This is a genomic window from Solidesulfovibrio aerotolerans (assembly GCF_009856865.1).
GTDB classification, from domain to species: Bacteria; Desulfobacterota; Desulfovibrionia; order Desulfovibrionales; family Desulfovibrionaceae; genus Solidesulfovibrio; species Solidesulfovibrio aerotolerans.
This window is the reverse complement of sequence record NZ_WVUD01000011.1, coordinates 23,697-43,924: the sequence shown is the minus strand read 5'-3', so window position 1 is coordinate 43,924 and position 20,228 is coordinate 23,697. Positions and strand designations below refer to the sequence as shown.

At 62.8% G+C, this 20,228-nt stretch carries 22 protein-coding genes; 8 read left to right on the top strand and 14 right to left on the bottom strand.

The window, feature by feature from the left end; translation table 11 throughout:
- Positions 1–19: 19 nt before the first annotated feature.
- The 4 genes from GTA51_RS08370 to GTA51_RS08355 all read left to right on the top strand — a co-directional run bounded on the left by GTA51_RS08370 (position 20) and on the right by GTA51_RS08355 (position 4,575).
- Positions 20–1,468: an outer membrane homotrimeric porin gene (locus tag GTA51_RS08370; RefSeq protein ID WP_160960238.1), complete on the top strand. Its 1,449-nt coding sequence runs from the start codon at positions 20–22 to the stop codon at positions 1,466–1,468.
- A gap of 107 nt (positions 1,469–1,575) precedes the next feature.
- The gene (gene modA / locus GTA51_RS08365; protein WP_160960237.1) at positions 1,576–2,337 is read left to right on the top strand and encodes a molybdate ABC transporter substrate-binding protein; all 762 of its coding nucleotides are present in this window, start codon (positions 1,576–1,578) and stop codon (positions 2,335–2,337) included.
- Positions 2,338–2,413: 76 nt separating this feature from the next.
- Positions 2,414–3,073: a hypothetical protein gene (locus tag GTA51_RS08360; protein ID WP_160960235.1), complete on the top strand. Its 660-nt coding sequence runs from the start codon at positions 2,414–2,416 to the stop codon at positions 3,071–3,073.
- On the top strand, positions 3,070–4,575 hold the full coding sequence (locus tag GTA51_RS08355; protein WP_160960234.1) for a carboxypeptidase M32: 1,506 nt from the start codon (positions 3,070–3,072) through the stop codon (positions 4,573–4,575). The genes GTA51_RS08360 and GTA51_RS08355 overlap by 4 nt, the downstream gene beginning before the upstream one ends.
- A 307-nt stretch (positions 4,576–4,882) precedes the next feature.
- Here GTA51_RS08355 and GTA51_RS08350 read toward each other — a convergent pair whose 3' ends face one another.
- Positions 4,883–5,503, bottom strand: a complete 621-nt coding sequence (locus GTA51_RS08350; protein WP_160960232.1) for an MBL fold metallo-hydrolase — start codon at positions 5,501–5,503, stop codon at positions 4,883–4,885.
- Positions 5,504–5,585: 82 nt separating this feature from the next.
- Between GTA51_RS08350 and GTA51_RS08345 the strand changes: the two genes are divergently transcribed.
- The 4 genes from GTA51_RS08345 (at position 5,586) to GTA51_RS08330 (ending at position 9,690) form a co-directional block, all read left to right on the top strand.
- Positions 5,586–6,761, top strand: a complete 1,176-nt coding sequence (locus tag GTA51_RS08345) for a hypothetical protein (RefSeq protein ID WP_160960231.1) — start codon at positions 5,586–5,588, stop codon at positions 6,759–6,761.
- 239 nt (positions 6,762–7,000) lie between these two features.
- Positions 7,001–8,074 (top strand): D-alanyl-D-alanine carboxypeptidase family protein, encoded by a 1,074-nt coding sequence (locus GTA51_RS08340; protein ID WP_160960229.1) that lies wholly within the window; start codon positions 7,001–7,003, stop codon positions 8,072–8,074.
- Positions 8,075–8,231: 157 nt separating this feature from the next.
- The gene (locus tag GTA51_RS08335; protein WP_160960228.1) at positions 8,232–8,441 is read left to right on the top strand and encodes a TOBE domain-containing protein; all 210 of its coding nucleotides are present in this window, start codon (positions 8,232–8,234) and stop codon (positions 8,439–8,441) included.
- A gap of 202 nt (positions 8,442–8,643) precedes the next feature.
- On the top strand, positions 8,644–9,690 hold the full coding sequence (locus GTA51_RS08330) for a polysaccharide deacetylase family protein (RefSeq protein ID WP_160960226.1): 1,047 nt from the start codon (positions 8,644–8,646) through the stop codon (positions 9,688–9,690).
- A gap of 360 nt (positions 9,691–10,050) precedes the next feature.
- Here the strand turns inward: GTA51_RS08330 and GTA51_RS08325 are convergent, their stop codons facing one another.
- The 13 genes from GTA51_RS08325 to GTA51_RS08265 form a co-directional block, all read right to left on the bottom strand.
- The gene (locus GTA51_RS08325) at positions 10,051–10,521 is read right to left on the bottom strand and encodes a hypothetical protein (RefSeq protein WP_160960225.1); all 471 of its coding nucleotides are present in this window, start codon (positions 10,519–10,521) and stop codon (positions 10,051–10,053) included.
- Positions 10,522–10,737: 216 nt separating this feature from the next.
- Positions 10,738–11,106, bottom strand: coding sequence for a response regulator (locus tag GTA51_RS08320; RefSeq protein ID WP_160960223.1), 369 nt, complete (start codon positions 11,104–11,106; stop codon positions 10,738–10,740).
- 238 nt (positions 11,107–11,344) lie between these two features.
- The gene (locus GTA51_RS08315) at positions 11,345–11,548 is read right to left on the bottom strand and encodes a hypothetical protein (protein ID WP_160960221.1); all 204 of its coding nucleotides are present in this window, start codon (positions 11,546–11,548) and stop codon (positions 11,345–11,347) included.
- A gap of 151 nt (positions 11,549–11,699) precedes the next feature.
- On the bottom strand, positions 11,700–12,005 hold the full coding sequence (locus tag GTA51_RS08310; protein WP_160960220.1) for a hypothetical protein: 306 nt from the start codon (positions 12,003–12,005) through the stop codon (positions 11,700–11,702).
- Between the two features lie 128 nt (positions 12,006–12,133).
- Positions 12,134–13,045 (bottom strand): ADP-ribosylglycohydrolase family protein, encoded by a 912-nt coding sequence (locus tag GTA51_RS08305; protein ID WP_160960218.1) that lies wholly within the window; start codon positions 13,043–13,045, stop codon positions 12,134–12,136.
- Positions 13,046–13,382: 337 nt separating this feature from the next.
- Entirely contained in the window at positions 13,383–14,987 is a 1,605-nt protein-coding gene (gene secD / locus GTA51_RS08300; protein WP_160960217.1) for a protein translocase subunit SecD, read from the bottom strand.
- A gap of 110 nt (positions 14,988–15,097) precedes the next feature.
- On the bottom strand, positions 15,098–15,472 hold the full coding sequence (gene yajC / locus GTA51_RS08295) for a preprotein translocase subunit YajC (protein ID WP_160960215.1): 375 nt from the start codon (positions 15,470–15,472) through the stop codon (positions 15,098–15,100).
- 164 nt (positions 15,473–15,636) lie between these two features.
- Positions 15,637–16,371 carry a thermonuclease family protein gene (locus GTA51_RS08290; protein WP_246198052.1) on the bottom strand — a complete coding sequence of 245 codons (735 nt, stop codon included), beginning with the start codon at positions 16,369–16,371 and terminating at the stop codon, positions 15,637–15,639.
- 220 nt (positions 16,372–16,591) lie between these two features.
- Entirely contained in the window at positions 16,592–17,146 is a 555-nt protein-coding gene (locus GTA51_RS08285) for an acetate uptake transporter (protein WP_160960214.1), read from the bottom strand.
- Positions 17,147–17,275: 129 nt separating this feature from the next.
- A complete protein-coding gene (locus GTA51_RS08280; protein ID WP_160960212.1) occupies positions 17,276–18,175 on the bottom strand; it encodes a sensor domain-containing diguanylate cyclase in 900 nt (299 codons plus the stop codon).
- Complete coding sequence (locus tag GTA51_RS08275) at positions 18,172–19,311, bottom strand: sensor histidine kinase (RefSeq protein WP_246198051.1); 1,140 nt, start codon at positions 19,309–19,311, stop codon at positions 18,172–18,174. The genes GTA51_RS08280 and GTA51_RS08275 overlap by 4 nt, the downstream gene beginning before the upstream one ends.
- 14 nt (positions 19,312–19,325) lie before the next feature.
- Complete coding sequence (locus GTA51_RS08270) at positions 19,326–19,700, bottom strand: response regulator (protein WP_160960210.1); 375 nt, start codon at positions 19,698–19,700, stop codon at positions 19,326–19,328.
- A gap of 3 nt (positions 19,701–19,703) precedes the next feature.
- Positions 19,704–20,225 carry a chemotaxis protein CheX gene (locus GTA51_RS08265; protein WP_160960209.1) on the bottom strand — a complete coding sequence of 174 codons (522 nt, stop codon included), beginning with the start codon at positions 20,223–20,225 and terminating at the stop codon, positions 19,704–19,706.
- Positions 20,226–20,228: the final 3 nt, after the last annotated feature.

Sequence of the window (20,228 nt, the reverse complement as noted above, 5' to 3'; positions counted from 1 at the left end):
AACACCCAAGGGAGAAGGTATGAAACGGATCACCGCAGCGTTGCTGTTCTGCCTGCTTGTTGCAACAGCCACGGCCCAGGCCGCTACCGAAGTCAAAATGGCTGGCGATTTTCGAGCCTACGGCGTTTTTTTCGAGAACCACAACTGGACGTCCTGGAACGCCAAGGGCACCCAGACGGAAGACACCTTTGAAATATGGCAACGCTGGCGTTTGCGCACCGATTTCGTGGCCAACGAAGCCGTCAAGTTTCGCCTGGGCATCCGGGTCAACGACACGCCCTGGGGCTATGGCACCTACACCGCCGCCAACCCCACCGTTTCCATCGATGTCTACCAAGCCTATCTGGCCTTTAAATGGCCCGGCTCCGATGTGGAAATTACAGCCGGCCTGCAGCCCTTCTCCATGCCCGAAGCGCCGATTTTCTACGATTCCCCGATCCTGGCCGCCAAGGGCTCGGGCGACGGTGCCACGAACTCCTTTGCCGGGCTGGTGGTCAAGGCACCCATCGTTACGGGCGTGTTCGAGCCGATAGCCGGCTTCTCCCGCCTGATCGATGCCAACCGCACCTATGACATCACCACCACCCAGGTCGACGACGAGCTCGACATCTATTTCCTGACCCTGCCCGTCGTGCTGGACGGCTTCACCATCACGCCCTGGGGCTTGGCCGCCGTCATGGGCAAGGCCAGCGCCTCGGCGGTCACCGCCATCCGCAACGGCATGGTTTCCGGGGGCAGCTTCGTCGCGCCAAATAGCGCCAATAACCAAAACGGCTACTGGTGGGGCGGCCTCAATCTGGCGGTCACCGTCGCCGAACCGTTTAAATTTTACGCTGACGGCATCTACGGCCAGGGGGCCATGGCCGACCGGGAACGCTCCAGCCGCCAGGGCTGGTTCATCGACGGCGGCCTGGAATACACCGGCTTTGACTGGGCCACGCCGCAACTCGGTGCCTGGTGGAGTTCCGGGGAGGATTCGAGCCTGCGCAACGGTTCCGAGCGCATTCCCTCCATGGCCGGCTACTTCGGCCTGGGCAGCTCCTTCCTCTATCCCACCAGCCAGGAATTCAGCAAAAACGACATGGGCGTCAATCCGCTGGGCTCCTGGGGCCTTGGCGCGTCGCTGAAAAACATCTCGTTTATGGAAAAGCTGACCATGCTCGGCACCTTTACCGCCGCCTGGGGAACCAACTCCCCGGCCGGTCTGCGCAAGGCCGTCCTGGCCTCCAGTGGCAACGGCAACTACCTGACCATGGGCAAGGATCTGGCCACCGGCGAATATCTCATCGCCGCCAACGCCAACGCCAAATACTGGGTGTACGAAAAAACCCTGGCCTTTATCGTCGAGGCGGGCTGGGCGCATTACGGCAATCCCAATGGCAGCATCTGGAATACAGCCAGCCGCAACTTCACCGGCAACGTCACTGATGCCTGGATGACCTCGTTTGGCGTCAAATACTGGTTCTAAAACACCGCCACCGCATGGGGCCGGCCGCAGGACACCGCCCCGGCCGGCCCTTTTCTTGTGCGCCGCCCTGCGTTACAAAGAGCCAACGCACTTGATGAGGAATTCCCATGAAACGTCTCCTGGCCGCCCTGGTCCTGGTTATCGCTGCCTGCCGGCCGGCTGCGGCCGGGGAAATCACCGTGTTTGCCGCCGCCAGTCTGGTCAATGCCTTCACCGCCGTCAAAGCCGACTTTGAGCAGCTCCATCCCGGCAATACGATCCATCTGGATTTCGCCGCTTCCGGGGCGCTGCTTGGCCGCATGGACGCCGGCGCAGCCTGCGACGTGTTTGTCAGCGCCGACCGCGACACCATGACCATGGCCGTGGACAAACGCCGGGTCGATCCGGCCAGCCGGCTTGTCTTTGCCGGCAACACCCTTGTCCTGGCCGTGCCACCCGGCAATCCGGCCCGCGTCAAGGATCTCGACAGCCTGTCCCAGGGCGGCGTGCGGCGCATCGGCGTGGGCAATCCCGAAACCGTGCCGGCCGGCCGCTACGCCAAACGCGCCTTGCAGCAAAAGGCCCTGTGGTTCGCCCTGACCTCCAAGCTGGTCTACTATCCGTCCGTGCGCCATGTGCTGACGGCCGTGTCCCACGGCGAAGTCGATGCAGGCTTTGTCTACGCCACAGACGCTGCCGCCCCCGGCATCACTGTGGGCACCGCTGCCAGTCTGGTCCTGTCGCCGCCCATCACCTACACCGCCGCCAGGAGCGCGGCCGCCAAGGATACGCGGCTGGCCGCCGACTTCCTGGCCTATCTGGCCACACCCCAAGCCAAAGCAACGCTGGCTGTCTTCGGTTTCACCCCGCCGCCGACGCAACCGGAATAAATTTCGAGCCCTTTCCTTTCGGTGTGGGTTTGGCTATAGACAGGCGCAGCTTTGAGCGCCCCGTCTGGAGAACTGCATGTCCTTTGCCACGCGCCTTGCCGCTATTGTGCTGCTCGTTTTCGTTGCCGCCTGCGCACCTGCCACCCGCAACGCCACCAAGACCTCGGCCAAGCCGGTCCAAAGTACGGCTCCGGCCAAACCGACTCCGGCCAAGCCGACCCCAGGCCCCGGGGCGGCCAAGCCTGCCCCCACACCCCAGGCCTCCCCTTTGGCTGTGACCGATGCCGGCCCCCCCCAAGGTTTCGGCGGCATCGCCTGGGGCGCGCCGACCACTGCCCAACCGGGACTGGCCCAATGGGAAGCTTCTGCGGATAACGGCACCACCACCTACCTGTGGCCCCAAGGCCCCAAGGATGTGCTCGGAGCACCTGTCCGCGAAGCTTATTATGAATTTTTCAAGAACCAGTTCTACCACGTCTGGATCAATTTCGACGGCATGGCCGCCTATGAAACGGCCCTGGCTGGGCTGATCCGCACCTACGGTCCCCCGACCCAGGAAAATCGCGACAAATACTACCACGCCTGGACGCTTGGCGATGTCAACGTCTACTGCGCCTTCCATCCCGCTCTCAACGAAGGCGACGTGAGCTTTTTCTATCAGCCGCTCTACGAACGCATGATCGCCGCCCGCAAAACCGGTGGGGCCAAAACCCCGGCCAGGAGCGCCAAGCCATGAACGCCAGGGACGCCTACGACAAACTCCTCGCCCACAGCCGGGCCTCGGCCGACATCGCGGCCACCTTGAGCCTGCTCTCCTGGGACCAGCAGGTCATGATCCCGCCCGCCGGCCATGCCGGCCGGGCCGAGCAGATCGGAGCCTTGACCGCAATCCTGCACCGCCGGGCCTGCGATCCGGCCATGGGCCAGTGGCTGGACGCCTGCCAAGGGTCGGAACTGACCCGGGATGCAGCCTCGCCCGAAGCTGCCAACATCCGGGAGCTGCGCCGGGATTATGAGCAGGCTGTTAAAATCCCCGAATCCCTGGCCGTGGCCCTGGCCCAGGCCGCAAGCACCGGCCAGCGGGCCTGGGAACTGGCCCGCAAAGACAACGATTTTGCCGCCTTTGCCCCGCACCTGACCAGCCTGCTCGACCTGTCGCGCCAAAAGGCCGAGGCCCTGGGCTATGCCGGCGAGGCCTACGACGCCCTGCTCGATCTCTTCGAGCCAGGGGAGACCGTGGCGGCCATCGCCCCCATCCTGGCTGAGCTACGGGACGCCGCCACAGACATCCTGGGGGCCATCGCTGACGCGCCCCAGCCCGCTCCCCTGCCCGCCGGGCCGTATGCGGCCAAGGAACAGAAAGCGCTGCTGGCCCAGGTCACGGCCCGCCTCGGGCTGCCGGCCGCAGCCTCGCGCCTGGACGTATCGACCCATCCCTTTTCCACCCTCATCGGGCCGGGCGACGCCCGCATCACCACCCGCTTTGACGAAGATGATTTCACCAAGGCCTTTTTCGGTGCCGTCCACGAAACCGGCCATGCCCTCTACAGCCTGGGCCATGTCGGCAACGGCCACTACGGCACGCCCATGGGCGAACCGGCCTCCTTTGCCGTGCACGAGTCCCAATCGCGGCTATGGGAAAACCAGGTGGCCCGCTCCCTGCCCTTTTGGGAGCATATGCTGCCCCTGGCTGCCGCGCATTTTCCACAACTGGCCGGCCTGACCCCGCTTGACGTCTTTCGGGATGTGGGAGCCATCCGGCCGGGGCTTATCCGGGTGGACGCCGACGAGACCACCTACAACCCGCATATCGTGCTGCGCTTCGAACTGGAACTGGCGCTCATTCGGGGCGATCTGGCCGTGGCCGACCTGCCCGGGGCCTGGAACGAAAAATCCCAAGCCATTTTGGGACTGACGCCGCCAAACGACGCCCTGGGCTGCCTCCAGGACGTCCACTGGTCCACCGGTGCCTTTGGCTATTTCCCGACGTACAGCCTGGGCAACATTTACGCCGCCTGCCTGTTCGAGGCCGCCGGCCAGGCCATCCCGGATTTGCCCGCCCGCATGGCGGCCGGCGATTTCGCCCCGCTGCTGGCTTGGCTGGGTAAAGCCGTCCACGAAAAAGGCCGCCTGCTGCGCCCGCGCGCCCTCATCACCCAGGCAACCGGCCAAGCACCAACAGCCGGACCGCTGGTACGCCATCTGCGCGCCAAGGCGGCAGCTATTTACGGCATCTAGAAGAGAAGGCAGAAGATGCCTCCGGCGGCCGGGGGCCTGAGGCCCCCGGACCCCCCAACGGGAAAAGTTTTTTAAGGGGTTTTGGGCGTTGGCTGGTAGACGGGTCGGCTACCAGCCTGGAGAGTCAGCGTTGGAGCTTGACAGGAACCACCGTTGCTCCGGCGGACGCATACAGTGCCCCCTTGCTACCCCGTTGAGAAAGACAAGAGGCTTCGAGGACGCGTCCCGCTCGGGGCGCGTCTTTTTTCATTGTCATGGGGCAGGTGGACTGCAGACGCAGCGGGCCGGCGGCGGGAAGCGGCGAAAGTTATTTCGGAGCGAAAAAGGGATTCTCGGCCTTTTCCCGACCCACGGTGGTGGAGGGGCCATGTCCCGGAAAAAGCTCCACGGCGTCCGGCAGGACGAGCAGGCGGCTGCGGATGGACTCCAGGAGCAGGGAGGCGTCGCCGTAGGGGCTGTCGGTGCGGCCCACGCTGCCGCGAAAGAGCGTGTCGCCGGTAAAGGCGGTAAGTGTTTTGGGGAAAAAATAGGCCAGATGGCCCGGCGTATGCCCGGGAACCGGCAGGACCAGACAGGGCTCGCCCAGAAACGTTGCGCGACCGTGACGGATGTCCTTAAACGCGAACGGCGGCACGGCAGGCAAAGCGGCGTCCGGGCTGTCGCTGTCCGTTTCGACCAGCACGGCGTCGGCGGCCGAGGCAAAGACCGGCGCCCCGGTCTGCGCGGCCAACGTGGCCACCCCGAGCACATGGTCATGGTGGAGGTGGGTGAGCAGGATAGCTGTCAGCTTCAGACTGTAGGCCTGCAAGTGCTCCACCAGCACGTCGGGCTGGCCGCCGCAATCCACGACCAGGGCCGTGCCGTCGGCATTCCAGGCCAGATAGCTGTTGACCCCGTAGGGCTGCATGGGAAACGTCTTGATGTACATAGGCTGCCGGTAAAATTGTCCTTTCCCAAAATGCCTTGCAAACCCCTTGCCGATTGATGCCCAGCACCCGGGGAGGCTGACCATGATCCTTTTTCGCGGCAACTGCCAGATGCAGTTTTGCGCCGAAGCGGCCGCGTCCGCTGGCTGCGACGTCTCTTTTGCCTCCCTGGCCTCGCCCCTGACGCTGACGGCCTCGCCGGGCTTCGTGCCGCCCCTGGTGGCGTCGCTCATTTCTGGGGCCAAGGTCGGGGAATATCTCCACTCCCGGGAACTTGTTGACCAGTTTGTGCCGCCTGCGCCCGACCCGAAAGCCCAGGCCTTGGTCATAAACCTGTTCCACGAAAACCGGCCGCTTTTTCTCCATAAAACCGACGGCTACGCCTTCTATCTCGATCCCAACGCCTACGCCGGCAAGCCGGCCCTGGGCCGGGCCATGGACCGCCATTTTCAGGCTATTGTGCCCAAGCCGGCCGGCTATCTCGACCGCTATGCCGCCATGCTCCTTTTGCTGCGGGAGCGGCTCCCCGGCCTGCCCATCCTGGTGGCCGGGCGCATGAGCCACTACCCGGGCCTGGGGCCGGCCCCCCACTCCTATCTCGACGGCTGGGGCGAACTGTGCTTTACCGCCGGCCGGGAATTCGCCGCCTGGGTCGAAACCGTGCCCGGCGTCTTTTTTCTCGATGCCGACCGGATCATGGCCGGGGTGGCCGCCCGGTCCGGCGCGCCGGTGGAAGCTCTTTTTCCGTTTCTGCGCGTCTCCGCTTCGCCGGCCGACGGCCGGCCGGCCATCAGCCGCGATCTGGAGCATGCCGGCGGCCTGTGGCCGGCTCTTGCGGCCACAATCGCCGCCACCCTGGCCAGCGGCCGGGTGACGTATGCCCCGCAAGAATCCGTGCCGGAAAGTTGGCAGCAACCCTTTGCCCCGGAGCGTTTAAGCGACGACGCCCTGATCGAACATCTCATAAGCGGCTCCAACTACCGGGCGGCCCGGGCTGTGGGGCATTTCCTGTTATGCCCTCAGGAGAGCGCAACGGAACTGCTGCTCGCAGCCGCGCCCCATATGCCGGTGTGCCACAATCTGCTGCATATGGTGCGGGCCTACGGCGCGCGCCGACCGGACCCGGCCCTGGCCGCGTGGTGCGAGGCCCATAGCCGGCGGGCCGCCGCTTTTACCAATAATGGCGAGGTCTATCGCCGGGAGTATCTGGAAAAAATTGAGGCATTGCGGCATTTAATGCTTGCCCCCAAAAGCGTCTAACATTATCAAACACCTCGTTTGAAAATCGTAAACGTTTTTGACCAGCGTGTACGCCCAACCGTGGACCGTCTGCCGGCCCGATTTTAATCCAGCATCAAATCCCGCGCATTTCCAGTTTGTTGGCTGTTTGCGGCCGCAAAACAGGTTTTGGCTGGCATGGATCATGCTCGCCTGACGACGGCCAGGGGCAGCCAAGGTTGCAGCGGCACTCGTATCACTTTTTTAATCTGGGAGGCGTCATGCGCCGCGTACTATTCTTGCTTGTCCTCCTTTGTCTCATCGGACCCAAATCGGCCTTCCCGGCCAAGCAATCCGGGAAACTGGCCGTCAAATCCGCCCTGGTCACGGAGTTTGGCTCGGGCAGGACGCTCTACAGCCAGGACGCCGACCGCCGCATCCCCCCGGCCTCGCTGACCAAGGTGATGACCATGTATGTGGTCTTTGACCTCGTGGCCTCGGGTCAGGCCAATTTCACCGATCGGGTCAAGGTCAGCCGCCAGGCTGATGCCACCGGCGGCTCGTCCATGGGCCTGCGCTCCGGCGAAGTCGTCACCCTGGACGACCTCATGCGCGGCATGGCCGTGGCCTCGGGCAACGACGCCTGCATCGCCGTGGCCGAGCATTTCGGCGGCATCCCCCGTTTCGTGGAGTTGATGAACCGCAAGGCCCGCGCCCTGGGCATGAACGGCACCACGTTTAAAAATCCCAACGGCCTGCCGGCCCCGGGCCAGTTGACCACGGCCCGGGATCTCACCACCCTGGCCGTCAGCTATCTGCACCGCTATCCCCAGGCCCTGCGCTACCATTCCACCACCGTGATCAATCACAACGGCGCGGTCCACGGCAACACCAACCATCTGCTCAATTCCTGTGACGGCGTGGACGGCATCAAGACCGGCTATGTCGATGCCAGCGGCTACAACATCATCGCCACGGCCAAACGCGGCGATTCCCGGGTCATCGCCGTGGTCCTCGGCGGGCGCACCAAGCAGTTGCGCAACCGCGAAGCCACCCGCATCCTCGACGCCTCTTTCTCCGGCGTCGTGGACAGCATGGTCGCTTCCTGCGACGTTCCCGAACCGGCCCCGACCAAAATCACATCCAAGCGCGGCAGAACAAGCCACCACGGCAAGAACCTGCGCGTGGCCAACTCCGAGCACCGCAGCAGCAAGGTCAGTGCCCGACGCGGCGCTTCGGCCCGCTTTGATGCCCACGATGTCTCGTCCAAATCCAAGCGTTCCAAGTCGGCCAAGTCCAGTAAAGCCGAATCCTCCCGCAAAAACTCCCATAGCCAGGGCAAGCAGCGCCAGTAACACAATACTGCGGATCGCTCACCGCGGCCAAGCCTCCCGCTTACATGAAATTTCATAACAGGGTGACAGCAGCGCCAATTCAATTGACAGTATTGACCTGAAGAAATCAGAACAGCTACTCTTTCATGGTAGATCAACCTCCAACCAGGAGCCCTCCATGAAAGTCAGTGCCCGCAATCTCGTACCCGGCATGATCAAATCCATCACCAACGGTATGGTCAGCAGCGAAGTCGTTATTGAAATCGCGCCCGGCGTTGAAATCGTGTCTGTCGTCACCAAACACTCTGTTGAAGCCATGGGCCTTGTCGTGGGCCAGCCCATAAAGGCCATGGTCAAGGCCTCCAGCGTCATGCTGGTCACCGACTAGCCCGCCTATTCGCCTTCCCCTCCCGCGCCGCTTTGGTCACTGCCATCCTCCCGGGGCGGCGTGGGAGGCTTGGACCGGGGCTTGCCAGTCACCCGTGCCTGTCGCGCCCATCTTGCCAAGCCCGGCCCCGCGTGCCACCTTTCCCAGCCACACCACCCCGGCGGCCCGGCTTAGTTCGGGAGCGCCCCAAGGAGATACCGGCGTGCGCCCTGCCCTTTTGCTCTTCCTGACGCTTGCCTGCCTTGCTTTCCCCTCGCCGCCGACGGCCAGGGCCGATTGCGACGTGGTAACGATTCCAAGCACGTTGTGGAGCCCGGCCGAACTGGCCGGCACGGCGGCCGAACGCAAATCCGGCCGGCTGGGCCAGCCGGACCGTTCACCGCCGACGTCCGTTACCGCCCCGGCCCTGCCCCCCCTGCCCGAGAATCTGCGCGGTTCCATCCGCCGGGTGGATACCCACGGCCAAAAGCTCGTCGCCCTCACCTTTGATCTGTGCGAACTGGCGGATCAGGTTGCCGGCTATGACGGAGCCGTCATCGATGCCCTGCGCGCCGCTCATGCCCGGGCCACGCTCTTTGTCGGCGGCAAATGGCTGCGGTCCCACCCGGATCGGGCCATGCAGCTCATGGCCGATCCGCTTTTCGAGATCGGCAGCCATGCCTGGACCCATGGCAATTTCGGCCGCCTGGACACTGCCGCCATGATCCGGGAAATAGACTGGACCCAAACCCAGTACGCCGCGCTGCGGGCCGAACTGGTGCAGCTGGCCAGCCGGCACGGCCTGCCGGAAACGATCCTGGCCCATATCCCGGCCGTGCCGACGGTATTTCGCTTTCCCTATGGCCGCTGCCGGGCCGAGGCCTTGTCGCTGCTCGCCGAGCGGGGCCTTCCCGCCATCCAGTGGAGCCTGACCACCGGCGACCCTGATCCGCTGAGCACCCCGGAACGCATCCTAAAAGTCGTGCTGGAACGGGTGCGCCCCGGCGACATCATCATCGGCCACGCCAACGGCAACGGCCACGGCACCGGGGAAGCCCTGCCCGTCCTGATTGCGGAACTGACCAAACGCGGCTTCAAGCTGGTCACGGTGAGCGAACTGCTGGCGGCCGGCCGACCGATCATCGCCTCGGACTGCTACGACAGCCATCCCGGCGACACGGCCCAATACGACGCCCTCTTCGGCGACGGCACCACCCATCCACGCAAAAAAAGCGGACCAAAGCCCACGCCACAGCCCTTGGAAAAATGACCGGCAGGAAAAGAAAAGAGCCTCCGGCGGCCGGGGGCCTGAGGCCCCCGGACCCCCCACCGGGAAAAGTTTTTCAAGGGGTTTTGGGCGTTGGCTGGCAAACGGGTCGGCTATCAGCCTGGACAGAGAGCGTTGTTGCTTGACAGGAACCACCGTTGCTCCGGCGGCCAAAGGGAGTGACAGCCCTTTGGAATCCCAGATGGAGGCAAGGGGTAAAGGGGGACGGCGTTGCCGTGACGGTGGGTGGGAGCGGGAAATGCACTTCCATCAGGCGGACAATGCCGCAAGGCAGGCTTGACGGGAATCACGGTTGCTTGGGGGGGCCGGGGGCTTAAGCCCCCGCCCCCCGAAACAGCCGCGCTATTGCGCCGGCGCGCCGGCCGGCGTCTCTTCCTTGTCGCCGCCTTCCCGGATGAAAAGCGTGGTGCTGGCCACTTTGGATTCCTTGCCCGCTTCCATATAAATGAGGAGCATCCGATGCTTGCTGGTCAGCTTGCCGACGGTCACGCCATCGTCATCGGCCAAAAAGAGCTTTGCGCCGTCAACCACCCCGACCACGGTTTCTTTGCCCCGGGCCGAAACCTTGCTGCCGAAAAAGGTCCGGCCTTCCTGCTTGTCGATGGTCAGCGTCCACGCCACATGCTGGAACTTGGGCGCATCACTCGGTTCGCCATGCCCCAGCTTCCCCATGGACACAGAATCTGAAGTGCCCTTCCAGACCCCGGTGACATCCGGGATGTTTTTTTCCTTTTTCTCCTTGGCCAGGGCCGGCGCGGCGGCCAACAAACATCCGAGGACGAGGGCCAGTAGCACTGTGGTCATACGAGACATGCAAACCTCCGGGAGACGGTGTTGTAAAGTCTTTTGATCAGCCCTGGCCGGGCGTGCGCCATGACGCGACGCCGAGCCTCCAGCGTACGGATATCCCGTATTGATAGGGAAAAGGATCGTTGCTGACAACGGAAAAAGGGGGAAGAAGGCAGGGCTGACCGAGCTGGCGCTGTCAGGCGTTGGCGGCATCTCCCGGGCTTGGGCGGCCGGAGTCGCTTAGTGGGCGTCGTAACTGCGGATGATGGAAGCCAGTTCGTCGCAGTCGTAGGGTTTGGCGAGGTAGTGGCGAACGTCAAAATCTTTAAAAAAATCGATATATTGTCGCACACCGTAACCCGTGACGACCACGATGGGGATGTGGCTTAGCGGCGTGCCGGCGGCCCGGATCCGGCCAATGAATTCCCGTCCGTCAATTTCCGGCAAACGCATGTCGAGCAGCACCAGATCATACGCTTCGTGGGTGATCGCTTCCAGCGCCCGCTTCCCATCCGAAACAGCCGTGATTCGGTGCCCCTCGTCTTCCAGGGTCAGACGGGCCAGTGTGGCGTGGTTCTCATCGTCTTCGGCAAGCAAAATGCGCAGCATGGTGTGCTGTTCCTCCCTGCCCTGCCTCTAAGCAATAATTGAGCCTTGTCTCTCTTTGCATCCAACAAGCTGAAAATGAAACAATTTCTTCGACAGTGAGCCAGGAACCCGGGCGCAGACTGTCCACTTTTACGACAAAACAGGAAACGCGTTCAATTGGCAGCGACCGGCACCGGGCCAGTGAGCCGCCCCTGGGAAAAGCAAACAGGCCGCCGGCGCCAAAGGACGGCCTGGGGATTTAATGGGCGTAGGCGAGCATGTTTTTCAGGCGGGCCGGAGTGACGGAATAACCTTCCTCGCGCAGAATACGCACAAAGCTGTCGATGATGCACTGGGTGGCGAATTCCTTGTTGCTGATGCTTGGCGAATGCATGACCTCTCGCAACACCAGATCGATCATATAGACACAATGGGCAATGTCCTTGATATCCTTGTCAGCCATAACGCCTCTTGGTCACGCGCTCTCCCTGGGCCGCACACCCCAATGTCCGGCCGGTAACGTCCCGTCGTCTGCGTCCCCCGCGGGCCGTCGTATCCGGGGCTTTTCCGTTTGTCCGGTTCCGCCTGAACCGGCCGTTTTCAATGACGCGGGGTTAGGCTCCGACGGGTGCCTCTTGTGCAGCCACGAGTTTTTTAAACCCCGCCCCGTCCACCACACCCTGGCGGTAGGCAATGGCCACGTAATCCCGGCGGATGCGGTCGATCAATCGCTCCACGTCCTCCACGAGTTGTCTGGCCGCATCGGCGCTCTCGGTCCGGGCCAGCGCCTCCAGAGCACCAAGGCGGGCCTCAAGCTCTTTCATGTGCGTGGCCATTTCCTCGTCAACAGTCTGGACATTGACGAGATCTTCGATGCGCGACTGCACGAGTTCCGGCAAATGCGCGTTCAGCACTTCCATGTCCTCCCCCTTAGCCGTCGATCAAACGCCCGGTCGTCCCGGACACCCGTCGAACGGGATTGGCGCAATCAAACACGACCCTATCCAAACAACGCGGTGCTGTAAAATCCGGTTGCCTCTGCGCGGGGTCAGGCAACGGCAAGGGCCTGCAGATCGCCTTCGATGGCGGCTTTGGCGGCCAGCCCCTCCATCCAGGCCACGGGCAGCCCTTCAAGGCCCACCGTGGCCCCGACGATGAGGCCGGCGAGCATGCCCCGGGCCGCGCTGTCGCCGCCGGCCATGACATTTTCCCGCAAACAGGCGGACAGATCCCAGCCGTGCCGGGCGATAAGATGAATCACCCCGGGCATGGCTTCGCCAATATGACAGGTCTGGCCGAAACCGGCGATGGCCGTCACCGTATCCTGATCGGCCGAAGCCAGCCCCATCTCCAGCCACTGGCCGATGGGCGCACTGGCATACCCGGCTTCGCCGGCCAGGCGCAGGGCCGCTTCCGGCTTCGTGCCACCCAGAATGGCCCAGGCGGCACGGGCAAAAAACTCAGCCGCTTCAATGACCTGGGCATGGTTATGCGTCATTTTCGTTTGAGCCCGGGCCGCAGCCACCAGCTGCGGCAGATCGCCGCTTAAGGCATACACCAGCGGGGCCACCCGGGCTGCTCCGGCCAAATCATTGGAATTGGAACCGGAATTGGTCGGCCCTTCGCCAAAATCGAATATTTTAAGCGTCATACGGGTAGCGCCGTCCACATAACCGCTGTAGCCGTTAAAAAGTGCCCGCCACCGGGCAGCAAAATCGTCCAAGTCAAAGCCACCCCGGGCAGCCAACGACTCCAGCAACACCAAAGTCTGGTCACCGTAGTGGGTCAGCTCGCCGGCATTTTTGCCGTCATGGTAGCTGTCGGCCAGCGGTTTGAGGTACCCGGTCACCGGGCCAAAGCGTTGGGCCAGGATCTTGGGATCATACTCCCAGTGCGGCCCAAGCGCCAATGCATCGCCGATAAAAGACGCCAGGACCATGGCCCTCGCATTATCAGACATCCTGCCTCCCTGGTTAGGCCTGAGAACCTACCTGATAACTCGGAAATATCCAAGACCCGGCCAAGATAAAAGCCCGACTCCGGGAAACGCCGATGCGCCACAACCAACGGCATACCCCTGTGATGCTGCGGAGCCGGGCCGCGGCGAGGCTGCCTTGCGGCAGGGGCGAACGGACAACGAGGCGTTTTTTGGACGCAGCCGCTTTGGACCGTAAGAATTTGGAACCCTGCCGGACGCATCACAAAAGTGGCTCCTGCAGGGCATGCAGCCGGCGGCTGGCGACCGCGTTCCAGTCCCCGGCGCACCACAAAAAAGGCCCCCTTGCGGGGGCCTCGGATCAGATGCGCAGGGCAGCGTCTGCCGGCCGCTTGGCCAGCCACAGATCAAACAAAAAGCGGGTAAAAAAGATAGCCGTAAACATGGAGGCCACGATGCCGAGGATGAGCGTCACCGCAAATCCCCGAATGGGACCGGTGCCGAACTGATAGAGCACCACGGCGGCGATGACGGTGGTTACGTTGGCGTCGAGAATGGTCAGGGTGGCCCGGCTGTAGCCGATGTCCACAGCCCGACGGGCCGTATCGCCCCGACGCAGTTCCTCGCGGATGCGCTCGAAGATGATGACGTTGGCGTCGACAGCCATGCCGATGGTCAAAATGATACCGGCTATGCCCGGCAGGGTCAGCGTGGCCCCGAACCCGGCCAGTCCGGCCACAATGAGCACCAGATTGAACAGGAGCGCCATGTCGGCCACGGCTCCGGCCAGACCGTAGTACAGGATCATAAAGGCGATAACGATGATGCCGCCGACCACAGCCGAGAAGACGCCTTTTTCGATGGACTCCTGTCCAAGGGACGGACCCACCGTGCGCTGCTCCAGGATGTTGACCGGGGCGGGCAATGCGCCGGCGCGCAGGACAATGGCCAGATCGCGGGCTTCCTCGGTGGAGAACCGGCCCGTGATGCTGGCCCGGCCGCCGCCGATTTTTTCCTGGATGGTGGGCGCGGAATAGACCTTGCCGTCAAGGACGATGGCCAACTGCTTTTTGACGTTTTCACCTGTCACCCGCTCAAACTGGCGCGAACCGCCCGGGGTGAAGGTCAGGGCCACGTAGGCCTGATTGTTGGCGTCGAAGTTGGCCCGGGCATCGGCAATGCTCTCGCCGGTCATGACGGCGTCGGCCTTGAGCGCAATGGGGCGCTCCAGATAGGAGCCATCGGGATTGCGGTGGCGCAGCACCGACAGTTCGTCACCCGGCGGCAGGACACCCTTCTGGGCTTTGTCCAGATCGACCGTCTCGTCAACGACCTTGAATTCCAGATGGGCGGTCTTGCCGATGAGCTTGATGGCCCGCTCGGGGTCTTGCAGCCCCGGCAGCTGGATCTGGATACGGTTGTCGGCCTGCTTGCGGATATCAGGCTCGGCCACACCGAACTCGTCGATGCGGTTGCGGATGGTCTTTACCGCCTGATCCACGGTCATGCGGGCCTGATCGTCCCGGTAGCTCTGGGTAAAGGACAGCTTATAGATGAAGCGGCCTTCGGGAGCGCTTGCAACCGAGTCCACATGCAGCACGGCAAAGTGGCTGGAGAGGTACTTGTCGAGGGCGTCGCGTTTGTCCGGGGTGGCCAGGACAAATTCCAGCTGTTTGCCGTCGCCGGTGGTTCCCGGGCGTTGGATGGCGATGCCCTCTTCCTTGACCTGGTCGCGGATATCGCGACCCATCTGGGCCAGGGAGGTGGCAAGCGCCTTGTCCACGTCAACGCCAAGGGTGAGATGGATGCCGCCTTTAAGGTCAAGGCCCAGGCTGATCACGTCATCGGGCAGGAACTTGCCCAAAAAAGACTGCTTGACCGACCCCAGGGAGGGCAACATGTAGATAAGGCCCAAAAAGGCCACAAGACTGATCACAGCCAGCCGCCAACGCAGATTTCCAGTCATGGGCGAGGCTCTCCTTGGGAGGCTTGTCGGGTACAACGACAAAACGAAGGGACGGCCTGGGGCATCCCTTCGTCGTCGCTTCGGGCAGCATGCGGCCCGAAGTGCGTTTCCTAGTCCTTGGACTTGTCTTTGCCCTTGGGCTCGGCTTTGGCAGCCGGCGCAGCGGCGTCGCCAGGACCGGAGACGAAGTTGCGATTGATCTCGATGTTAAGATCCTTGGCAATGTCGATGGTCAACTTGTCGCCATGGACTTCCATGATGCGACCGTAGATGCCACCGCCGGTCAGGATGTAGTCGCCGCGCTTGAGGCCGGCCAGATATTCCCGATGTTGTTTGGCTTTTTTCTGCTGGGGACGGATGAGCAGAAAATAGAAAATACCAAACATGAGGATCAGCGGCAGAAAAGCGGTGATGGGGTTACTGCCCCCGGCAGCGTCTCCGCCGGGAATGGCACCCATGGCGTGCGCCAGGCTCGGAAAAAGCATGAGGCCTCCAGTTTGAGATGGTGAGAGCGTCCGAAAGTCCGATTTGCGGCAACGTCCGCAACACGATGCGGCTTTCGAAGCGAGTCTATTGCGCCAAAATGGATGGTCCAAAAAAGCCGCCGCGTCAAGGTTTGATTGCGGCGCAACCGACCGGGAAGGCGCGTTTAGCGCAGAGTTGGCCAGGGGGTACACTCCCTGGCCGGGGCAAATCCCCGGGCAAAGGCTTCGTCAAGCGTTGGCAACAGCACCCGGTTACGCCGGGCGATACGCGCCGCGTCCGGGCAGCCCGGGGCATGAAACCGCCAGGAGGCCACGTTGCCGACATACGGGTCCGGCGGGGCAGGCAGCGCCAGCAGCCGTGGCCAAAACCCCTTGCCGGCCGCCATGGCCCGCTGCTGGGCTGCAAGCAACCGCGCTTGCATTGGCGGGGGGATGTCGTCAAACCAGAAGCAAAAGGCCGCCCCTTCGGCCACCAGACGCTCGGCCGCCGACACGCCACCAGGCAGGAGCAGGTCGCCCAGGAGCCGGCCGAAACGGTCGTGGCCAGGACCGACTCCCACAAACTGCACCCCAGCGCCCGCAACCAGCCGGGACAGCGCATTTTTGGACTCCGCCGCATAATACTGGGCCGGCTGGCCGTCGTGGGCCAGTTCCGGGGCATCAATGCCGGCCAGTCGCACCCGGGCACCGCCGGCCAGCCGGCAGGTGTCGCCGTCAAAAACCGCCTCCACCGGCACCGGCCGGGCTGCCGGAGCTGCCGGCTGCCCCCAGGCCGCCGACACCATCGCGGCAGCCCCCCCGATCCCAGCCAGCCCCGTCAGCCCCAAGGCCAGGACGCAAGCCAGCCGGATGGCCGCCAGGGTGCGCTGCACCACCCGTTTCCCCAATCTGGTCGGCATCATCGTCTCCATACAGGCGGCCAACGCCGCATACGGCCACCCTGCCGGGTGCACCAAAAAAAGCCGCTCCCCGCAGCCCGGGGAAGCGGCTTTACCAGTACAGAAAACCCGGCCTAGCGTCGCGTTCACAAAAAAACATTTATGTTTTTTTGTGAATAAAAACAATAAATTCAACGTGTTAATACTTGGATAACCCTAACGGCAATTAGCGAACGCCACACTAGCCAACAGGCAACACGGTGCGGCCGTATTTTTCGTTGAGCACCTCGGCCATGGCCAGATAGCAGGCGCTGGCCCCGCACACGATGCCCTCGTAGCCGGCCAGCCGGCCGATGGCTGCCGACTCCAGCCAATCCCTGGCCGCCAGCAGGAAAAACAGCACGGTCAGGGAACCGAAGATGAACTGCAAAACGAAGTTGCCGCCCAGCGTTCCCAGAAACATAAACAGGGTGAAAAGACCCCAGAGAAACAGATACCAGCCCATAAAGGCCTCTGGCGTGGGCTCGGCCAGCCCCATTTTGGGGAGCACGATCAGGCCCACCAGGGTCAGCCAGAAAAAACCGTAGCTGACAAAGGCCGTAAGGCCAAAGGTATTGCCCTTTTTAAATTCCAGGATGCCGGCAACGACCTGGGCCAGACCGCCGTAGAAAATCCCCATGGCCAGGACCATGGAACTGACAGGAAACCAGCCGGCATTGTGAATGTTCAGTAAAATCGTGGTCATGCCGAAGCCCATAAGGCCCAGGGGAGCGGGATTGGCCAGTTTGCCGTCCATACCGTGCGCCGTCCTTTCGAGTGGGGGGTGGAGCCGGGCGAACCCGCCGCAGTGCGCTTCGGCCGAAAGACACAGCCGGTAAAAGCTTTTGGGCTGTATGTAAAGCAGGCAACGGATAGAATCCGTGGATCAGGCCGTCTCCACCCGGTTACGCCCCAACGCCTTGGCCATGTAGAGCGCCTGATCGGCGCGGGTCAGCAAATGCACCGGGGAGTCCCCGGCCCGGGCCTCGGTCACCCCAAAACTGCAGGTGATGCGCCCTATCCCGGACAGATCGAGGCACGATATGGCCCGGCGCAGGCTCTCGGCCAGAACATAGGCATCCGCCAGATGCAAACCCGGACAGCCGACGAGAAATTCCTCGCCGCCCCAGCGGCCAACAGCCGGCCCCTGCGTCCCCGCATCCCGCAACAGGCCGGCCAAAGCCCGCAGCACGTCATCCCCGCGCAAATGGCCGTGGTGATCGTTGATGGCCTTGAAATTGTCGATATCGAGCATGATCAGGCTAAAGGGCTTCCCGTCCCGGGCCAGAGCGGCCAGGGCCGCCTCCAGCAGGGTTTCGGTATGCTGGCGGTTGGCCAACCCGGTGAGCATGTCTGTGGTCGAAAGGCGCACCAGTTCAAGGTTGGTCAGGGCCAGCCGGGCATGGGCTTCGGCCAGTTGGTTCTGGGTGGCCTTGAGTTCGGTAATGTCCACGGCAATGGCGTAGCGCACCACCCGCCCATCGGGCCAGGTCATGGCCCGCACCTGCATCTGATACCAGCGGTCGTCGGACTCGTTAAAATGCTCAAACACCCGGGTTTCGCCGTTGGGCAGGCCTTGATCGGTCATCAGTTCCTGCACATAACACCACGGACAGGGAACGGGGCGCTCGTAGAGGGCGTTGTGGCAGCAACACCCCACATGGTTGCCAAAGTGCTCGATAAACGCACTGTTGCAGTAGATGATATCGTTGCTGGCTGCATCCACCACATAGATGCCAAAGGGAATGAGATCGAAATGGCTTTCAAAGAGGGCGTTTTCCATCATGCTCCACCGCCTCCCAAACGCGGCAGGGTCACGGTGACGACGGTGCGCCCCGGGGTGCCTGCGTCGAGATCAATGCGCCCGCCGTGGGCTTTGGCCGCCAGAAAAGCCGAATACGCGCCAAGACCCGTGCCGCCGCGCTTGCCCTGGGTCACGTATTTCTCAAACATGCGCGCCCGGATCTCGGGGGGCACTTCCCCGTCATTGGTCACGACAAGGCGTGTTGCGTCGGATTCGGGCCGCAGATCCACGCTGACCAGCCCGCCTTCGGGGGAGGCTTCCAGGGCATTGACGATGATATTTTGCAGCATGGGGCCAAGCAGAAGGTCGTCACCGGCGAAATCCACCCGGGCACCAGAGGGAATCGGAGCGCCGGACAGGCTTGTCAACAGGCTGCGGCCCCGGGCTGTGGGCATGTTGGACAGCCGGGTGCAGGTGCGCTGGGCCAGATCGAGCAGATCCAGGGGCTGCGGGGTCAGCGTAAACGAACCCGTCTCCAGGCGATAGAGCACCAGGGACTGATTGAGCATGTCGAGCATGGAATGGGCGGCCTGTTCCATAAGCCCCACAATCTCAGCAGCCTGGGGCGGCAGATCATAGTTCTCCAAAAGCACCTGGGGCAAGCCGATCAGGGCCGACAGCGGCGCTTTGAGGTCATGGCGGGCGATGCGCTCCACATGTTCGCGCAGATCCATGCTGTCTGTCAGCGCCTTGTTTTGGCCGGCCAACTCCCGGTTGCGAATGGCCAGCTCGGCATGGGCCTCGGCCAGACGGTTCTGGGTTTCTTTGAGCTCGGAGATATCAACGGCAATGGCGTATTTGACCACCCGGCCATCGGGCCAGCCCATGGCTTTTTCCTGAATCTGGGCCCAGCGCTCATTGCGGTCGTTGTAGTGGTCGTAAATGGCGGTCTGGCCATTTGGCAGGCCCGCCTCGGTGAGCAGTTCCGGGATACGGCAATGCAGGCACGGGGTATCGTTGTCGTAGAGGACTTTGTAACAGATACCGCCCTCGGCCTGGCCAAGACTTTTGCGGTAATGGCGGTTGACGAAGACCAGCTCGTACGAGACCACGTCAACGACATAGATGCCAAAAGGGATGACGTCGAAGTGCGTTTTGAGCAGCGCGCTTTCGAGCATGGAGCCGCTTTGCATCACAGGTACTTAGCTGCCACAGTTTCCAGGGTTTCGGCCAATTTTTCCTGTTTGACGGGCTTAAGGATATAGCCTTTGGCCCCGGCCTCGATGGCGTCCATGACCATCTGCTCCTGGCCGTGGGAAGTGACCATGATAATGCAGGCCTGGGGATGATCGGCCAGGATGCGCCGGGTGGCCTCGATGCCGTTTAAATCCGGCATGGTGATGTCCATGGTGGTCAGATCCGGGGCCAGCGATGCAAAGATGTCCACGGCCTGCTGGCCGGTGGTGGCCACGCCGACCACCTCGTGCCCGATATCTGTGAGGAGCTTGGTCATTTTCTTTACGGTGAGGCCGGAGTCGTCCACCACCAGGATGCGCAACGATTTCATGCCTTACCCCTCCACATATTCCAGTGCGTCGTCAAACAGTTCACCCGGACCGATGAGGTGGATGGCCAGCGAACCGGCGGCAGCGGTCAGCTCGGCGGAGGCGAACTTCGCGCCCCGATGGCGCATGACGGACTTGGCCTCGGTGAGGATAATGGGCGGCGAGAGTGCTATGGCCGCCCCATTGCCGGCAATGTCGGCCAGGGCATTGCCCACGATGATGTTGATGATGTCACCGGCGGTTTCCTGCACGGCGTCCTCCCGTTCGTCCTCGGCGATGTCGAGGTCGGCGGTGTAGGCGGCAAAGGCCGCATCGATCAGCGACGCGTCGAAACTATAGGCCAGGTAGAGCTTGAGCTGGCCGGTGGCGCTTAAGATGGCAGTCAGATGGCGCAGGTCGAGCTTTTGGACCTCGTCAAAATGCAAGCCGGCGGTCGTGGTTTCCAGGCCCAGTTCCTCTTGGAAAAAGGCTTTGGTGCGCGCCGTCAGGGCGTCGAGGAAGGCTTTCACGTCCAGATATTCGGTCATAAC

Excerpts from the sequence above, each read along its gene's own strand:
- GTA51_RS08370 (WP_160960238.1), top strand. The coding sequence starts at position 20 with ATGAAACGGATCACCGCAGCGTTGCTGTTCTGCCTGCTTGTTGCAACA.
- modA (WP_160960237.1), top strand. The coding sequence starts at position 1,576 with ATGAAACGTCTCCTGGCCGCCCTGGTCCTGGTTATCGCTGCCTGCCGG.
- GTA51_RS08360 (WP_160960235.1), top strand. The coding sequence starts at position 2,414 with ATGTCCTTTGCCACGCGCCTTGCCGCTATTGTGCTGCTCGTTTTCGTT.
- GTA51_RS08355 (WP_160960234.1), top strand. The coding sequence starts at position 3,070 with ATGAACGCCAGGGACGCCTACGACAAACTCCTCGCCCACAGCCGGGCC.
- GTA51_RS08350 (WP_160960232.1), bottom strand. The coding sequence starts at position 5,503 with ATGTACATCAAGACGTTTCCCATGCAGCCCTACGGGGTCAACAGCTAT.
- GTA51_RS08345 (WP_160960231.1), top strand. The coding sequence starts at position 5,586 with ATGATCCTTTTTCGCGGCAACTGCCAGATGCAGTTTTGCGCCGAAGCG.
- GTA51_RS08340 (WP_160960229.1), top strand. The coding sequence starts at position 7,001 with ATGCGCCGCGTACTATTCTTGCTTGTCCTCCTTTGTCTCATCGGACCC.
- GTA51_RS08335 (WP_160960228.1), top strand. The coding sequence starts at position 8,232 with ATGAAAGTCAGTGCCCGCAATCTCGTACCCGGCATGATCAAATCCATC.
- GTA51_RS08325 (WP_160960225.1), bottom strand. The coding sequence starts at position 10,521 with ATGTCTCGTATGACCACAGTGCTACTGGCCCTCGTCCTCGGATGTTTG.
- GTA51_RS08320 (WP_160960223.1), bottom strand. The coding sequence starts at position 11,106 with ATGCTGCGCATTTTGCTTGCCGAAGACGATGAGAACCACGCCACACTG.
- GTA51_RS08315 (WP_160960221.1), bottom strand. The coding sequence starts at position 11,548 with ATGGCTGACAAGGATATCAAGGACATTGCCCATTGTGTCTATATGATC.
- GTA51_RS08310 (WP_160960220.1), bottom strand. The coding sequence starts at position 12,005 with ATGGAAGTGCTGAACGCGCATTTGCCGGAACTCGTGCAGTCGCGCATC.
- GTA51_RS08305 (WP_160960218.1), bottom strand. The coding sequence starts at position 13,045 with ATGTCTGATAATGCGAGGGCCATGGTCCTGGCGTCTTTTATCGGCGAT.
- secD (WP_160960217.1), bottom strand. The coding sequence starts at position 14,987 with ATGACTGGAAATCTGCGTTGGCGGCTGGCTGTGATCAGTCTTGTGGCC.
- yajC (WP_160960215.1), bottom strand. The coding sequence starts at position 15,472 with ATGCTTTTTCCGAGCCTGGCGCACGCCATGGGTGCCATTCCCGGCGGA.
- GTA51_RS08290 (WP_246198052.1), bottom strand. The coding sequence starts at position 16,371 with ATGCCGACCAGATTGGGGAAACGGGTGGTGCAGCGCACCCTGGCGGCC.
- GTA51_RS08285 (WP_160960214.1), bottom strand. The coding sequence starts at position 17,146 with ATGGACGGCAAACTGGCCAATCCCGCTCCCCTGGGCCTTATGGGCTTC.
- GTA51_RS08280 (WP_160960212.1), bottom strand. The coding sequence starts at position 18,175 with ATGATGGAAAACGCCCTCTTTGAAAGCCATTTCGATCTCATTCCCTTT.
- GTA51_RS08275 (WP_246198051.1), bottom strand. The coding sequence starts at position 19,311 with ATGCTCGAAAGCGCGCTGCTCAAAACGCACTTCGACGTCATCCCTTTT.
- GTA51_RS08270 (WP_160960210.1), bottom strand. The coding sequence starts at position 19,700 with ATGAAATCGTTGCGCATCCTGGTGGTGGACGACTCCGGCCTCACCGTA.
- GTA51_RS08265 (WP_160960209.1), bottom strand. The coding sequence starts at position 20,225 with ATGACCGAATATCTGGACGTGAAAGCCTTCCTCGACGCCCTGACGGCG.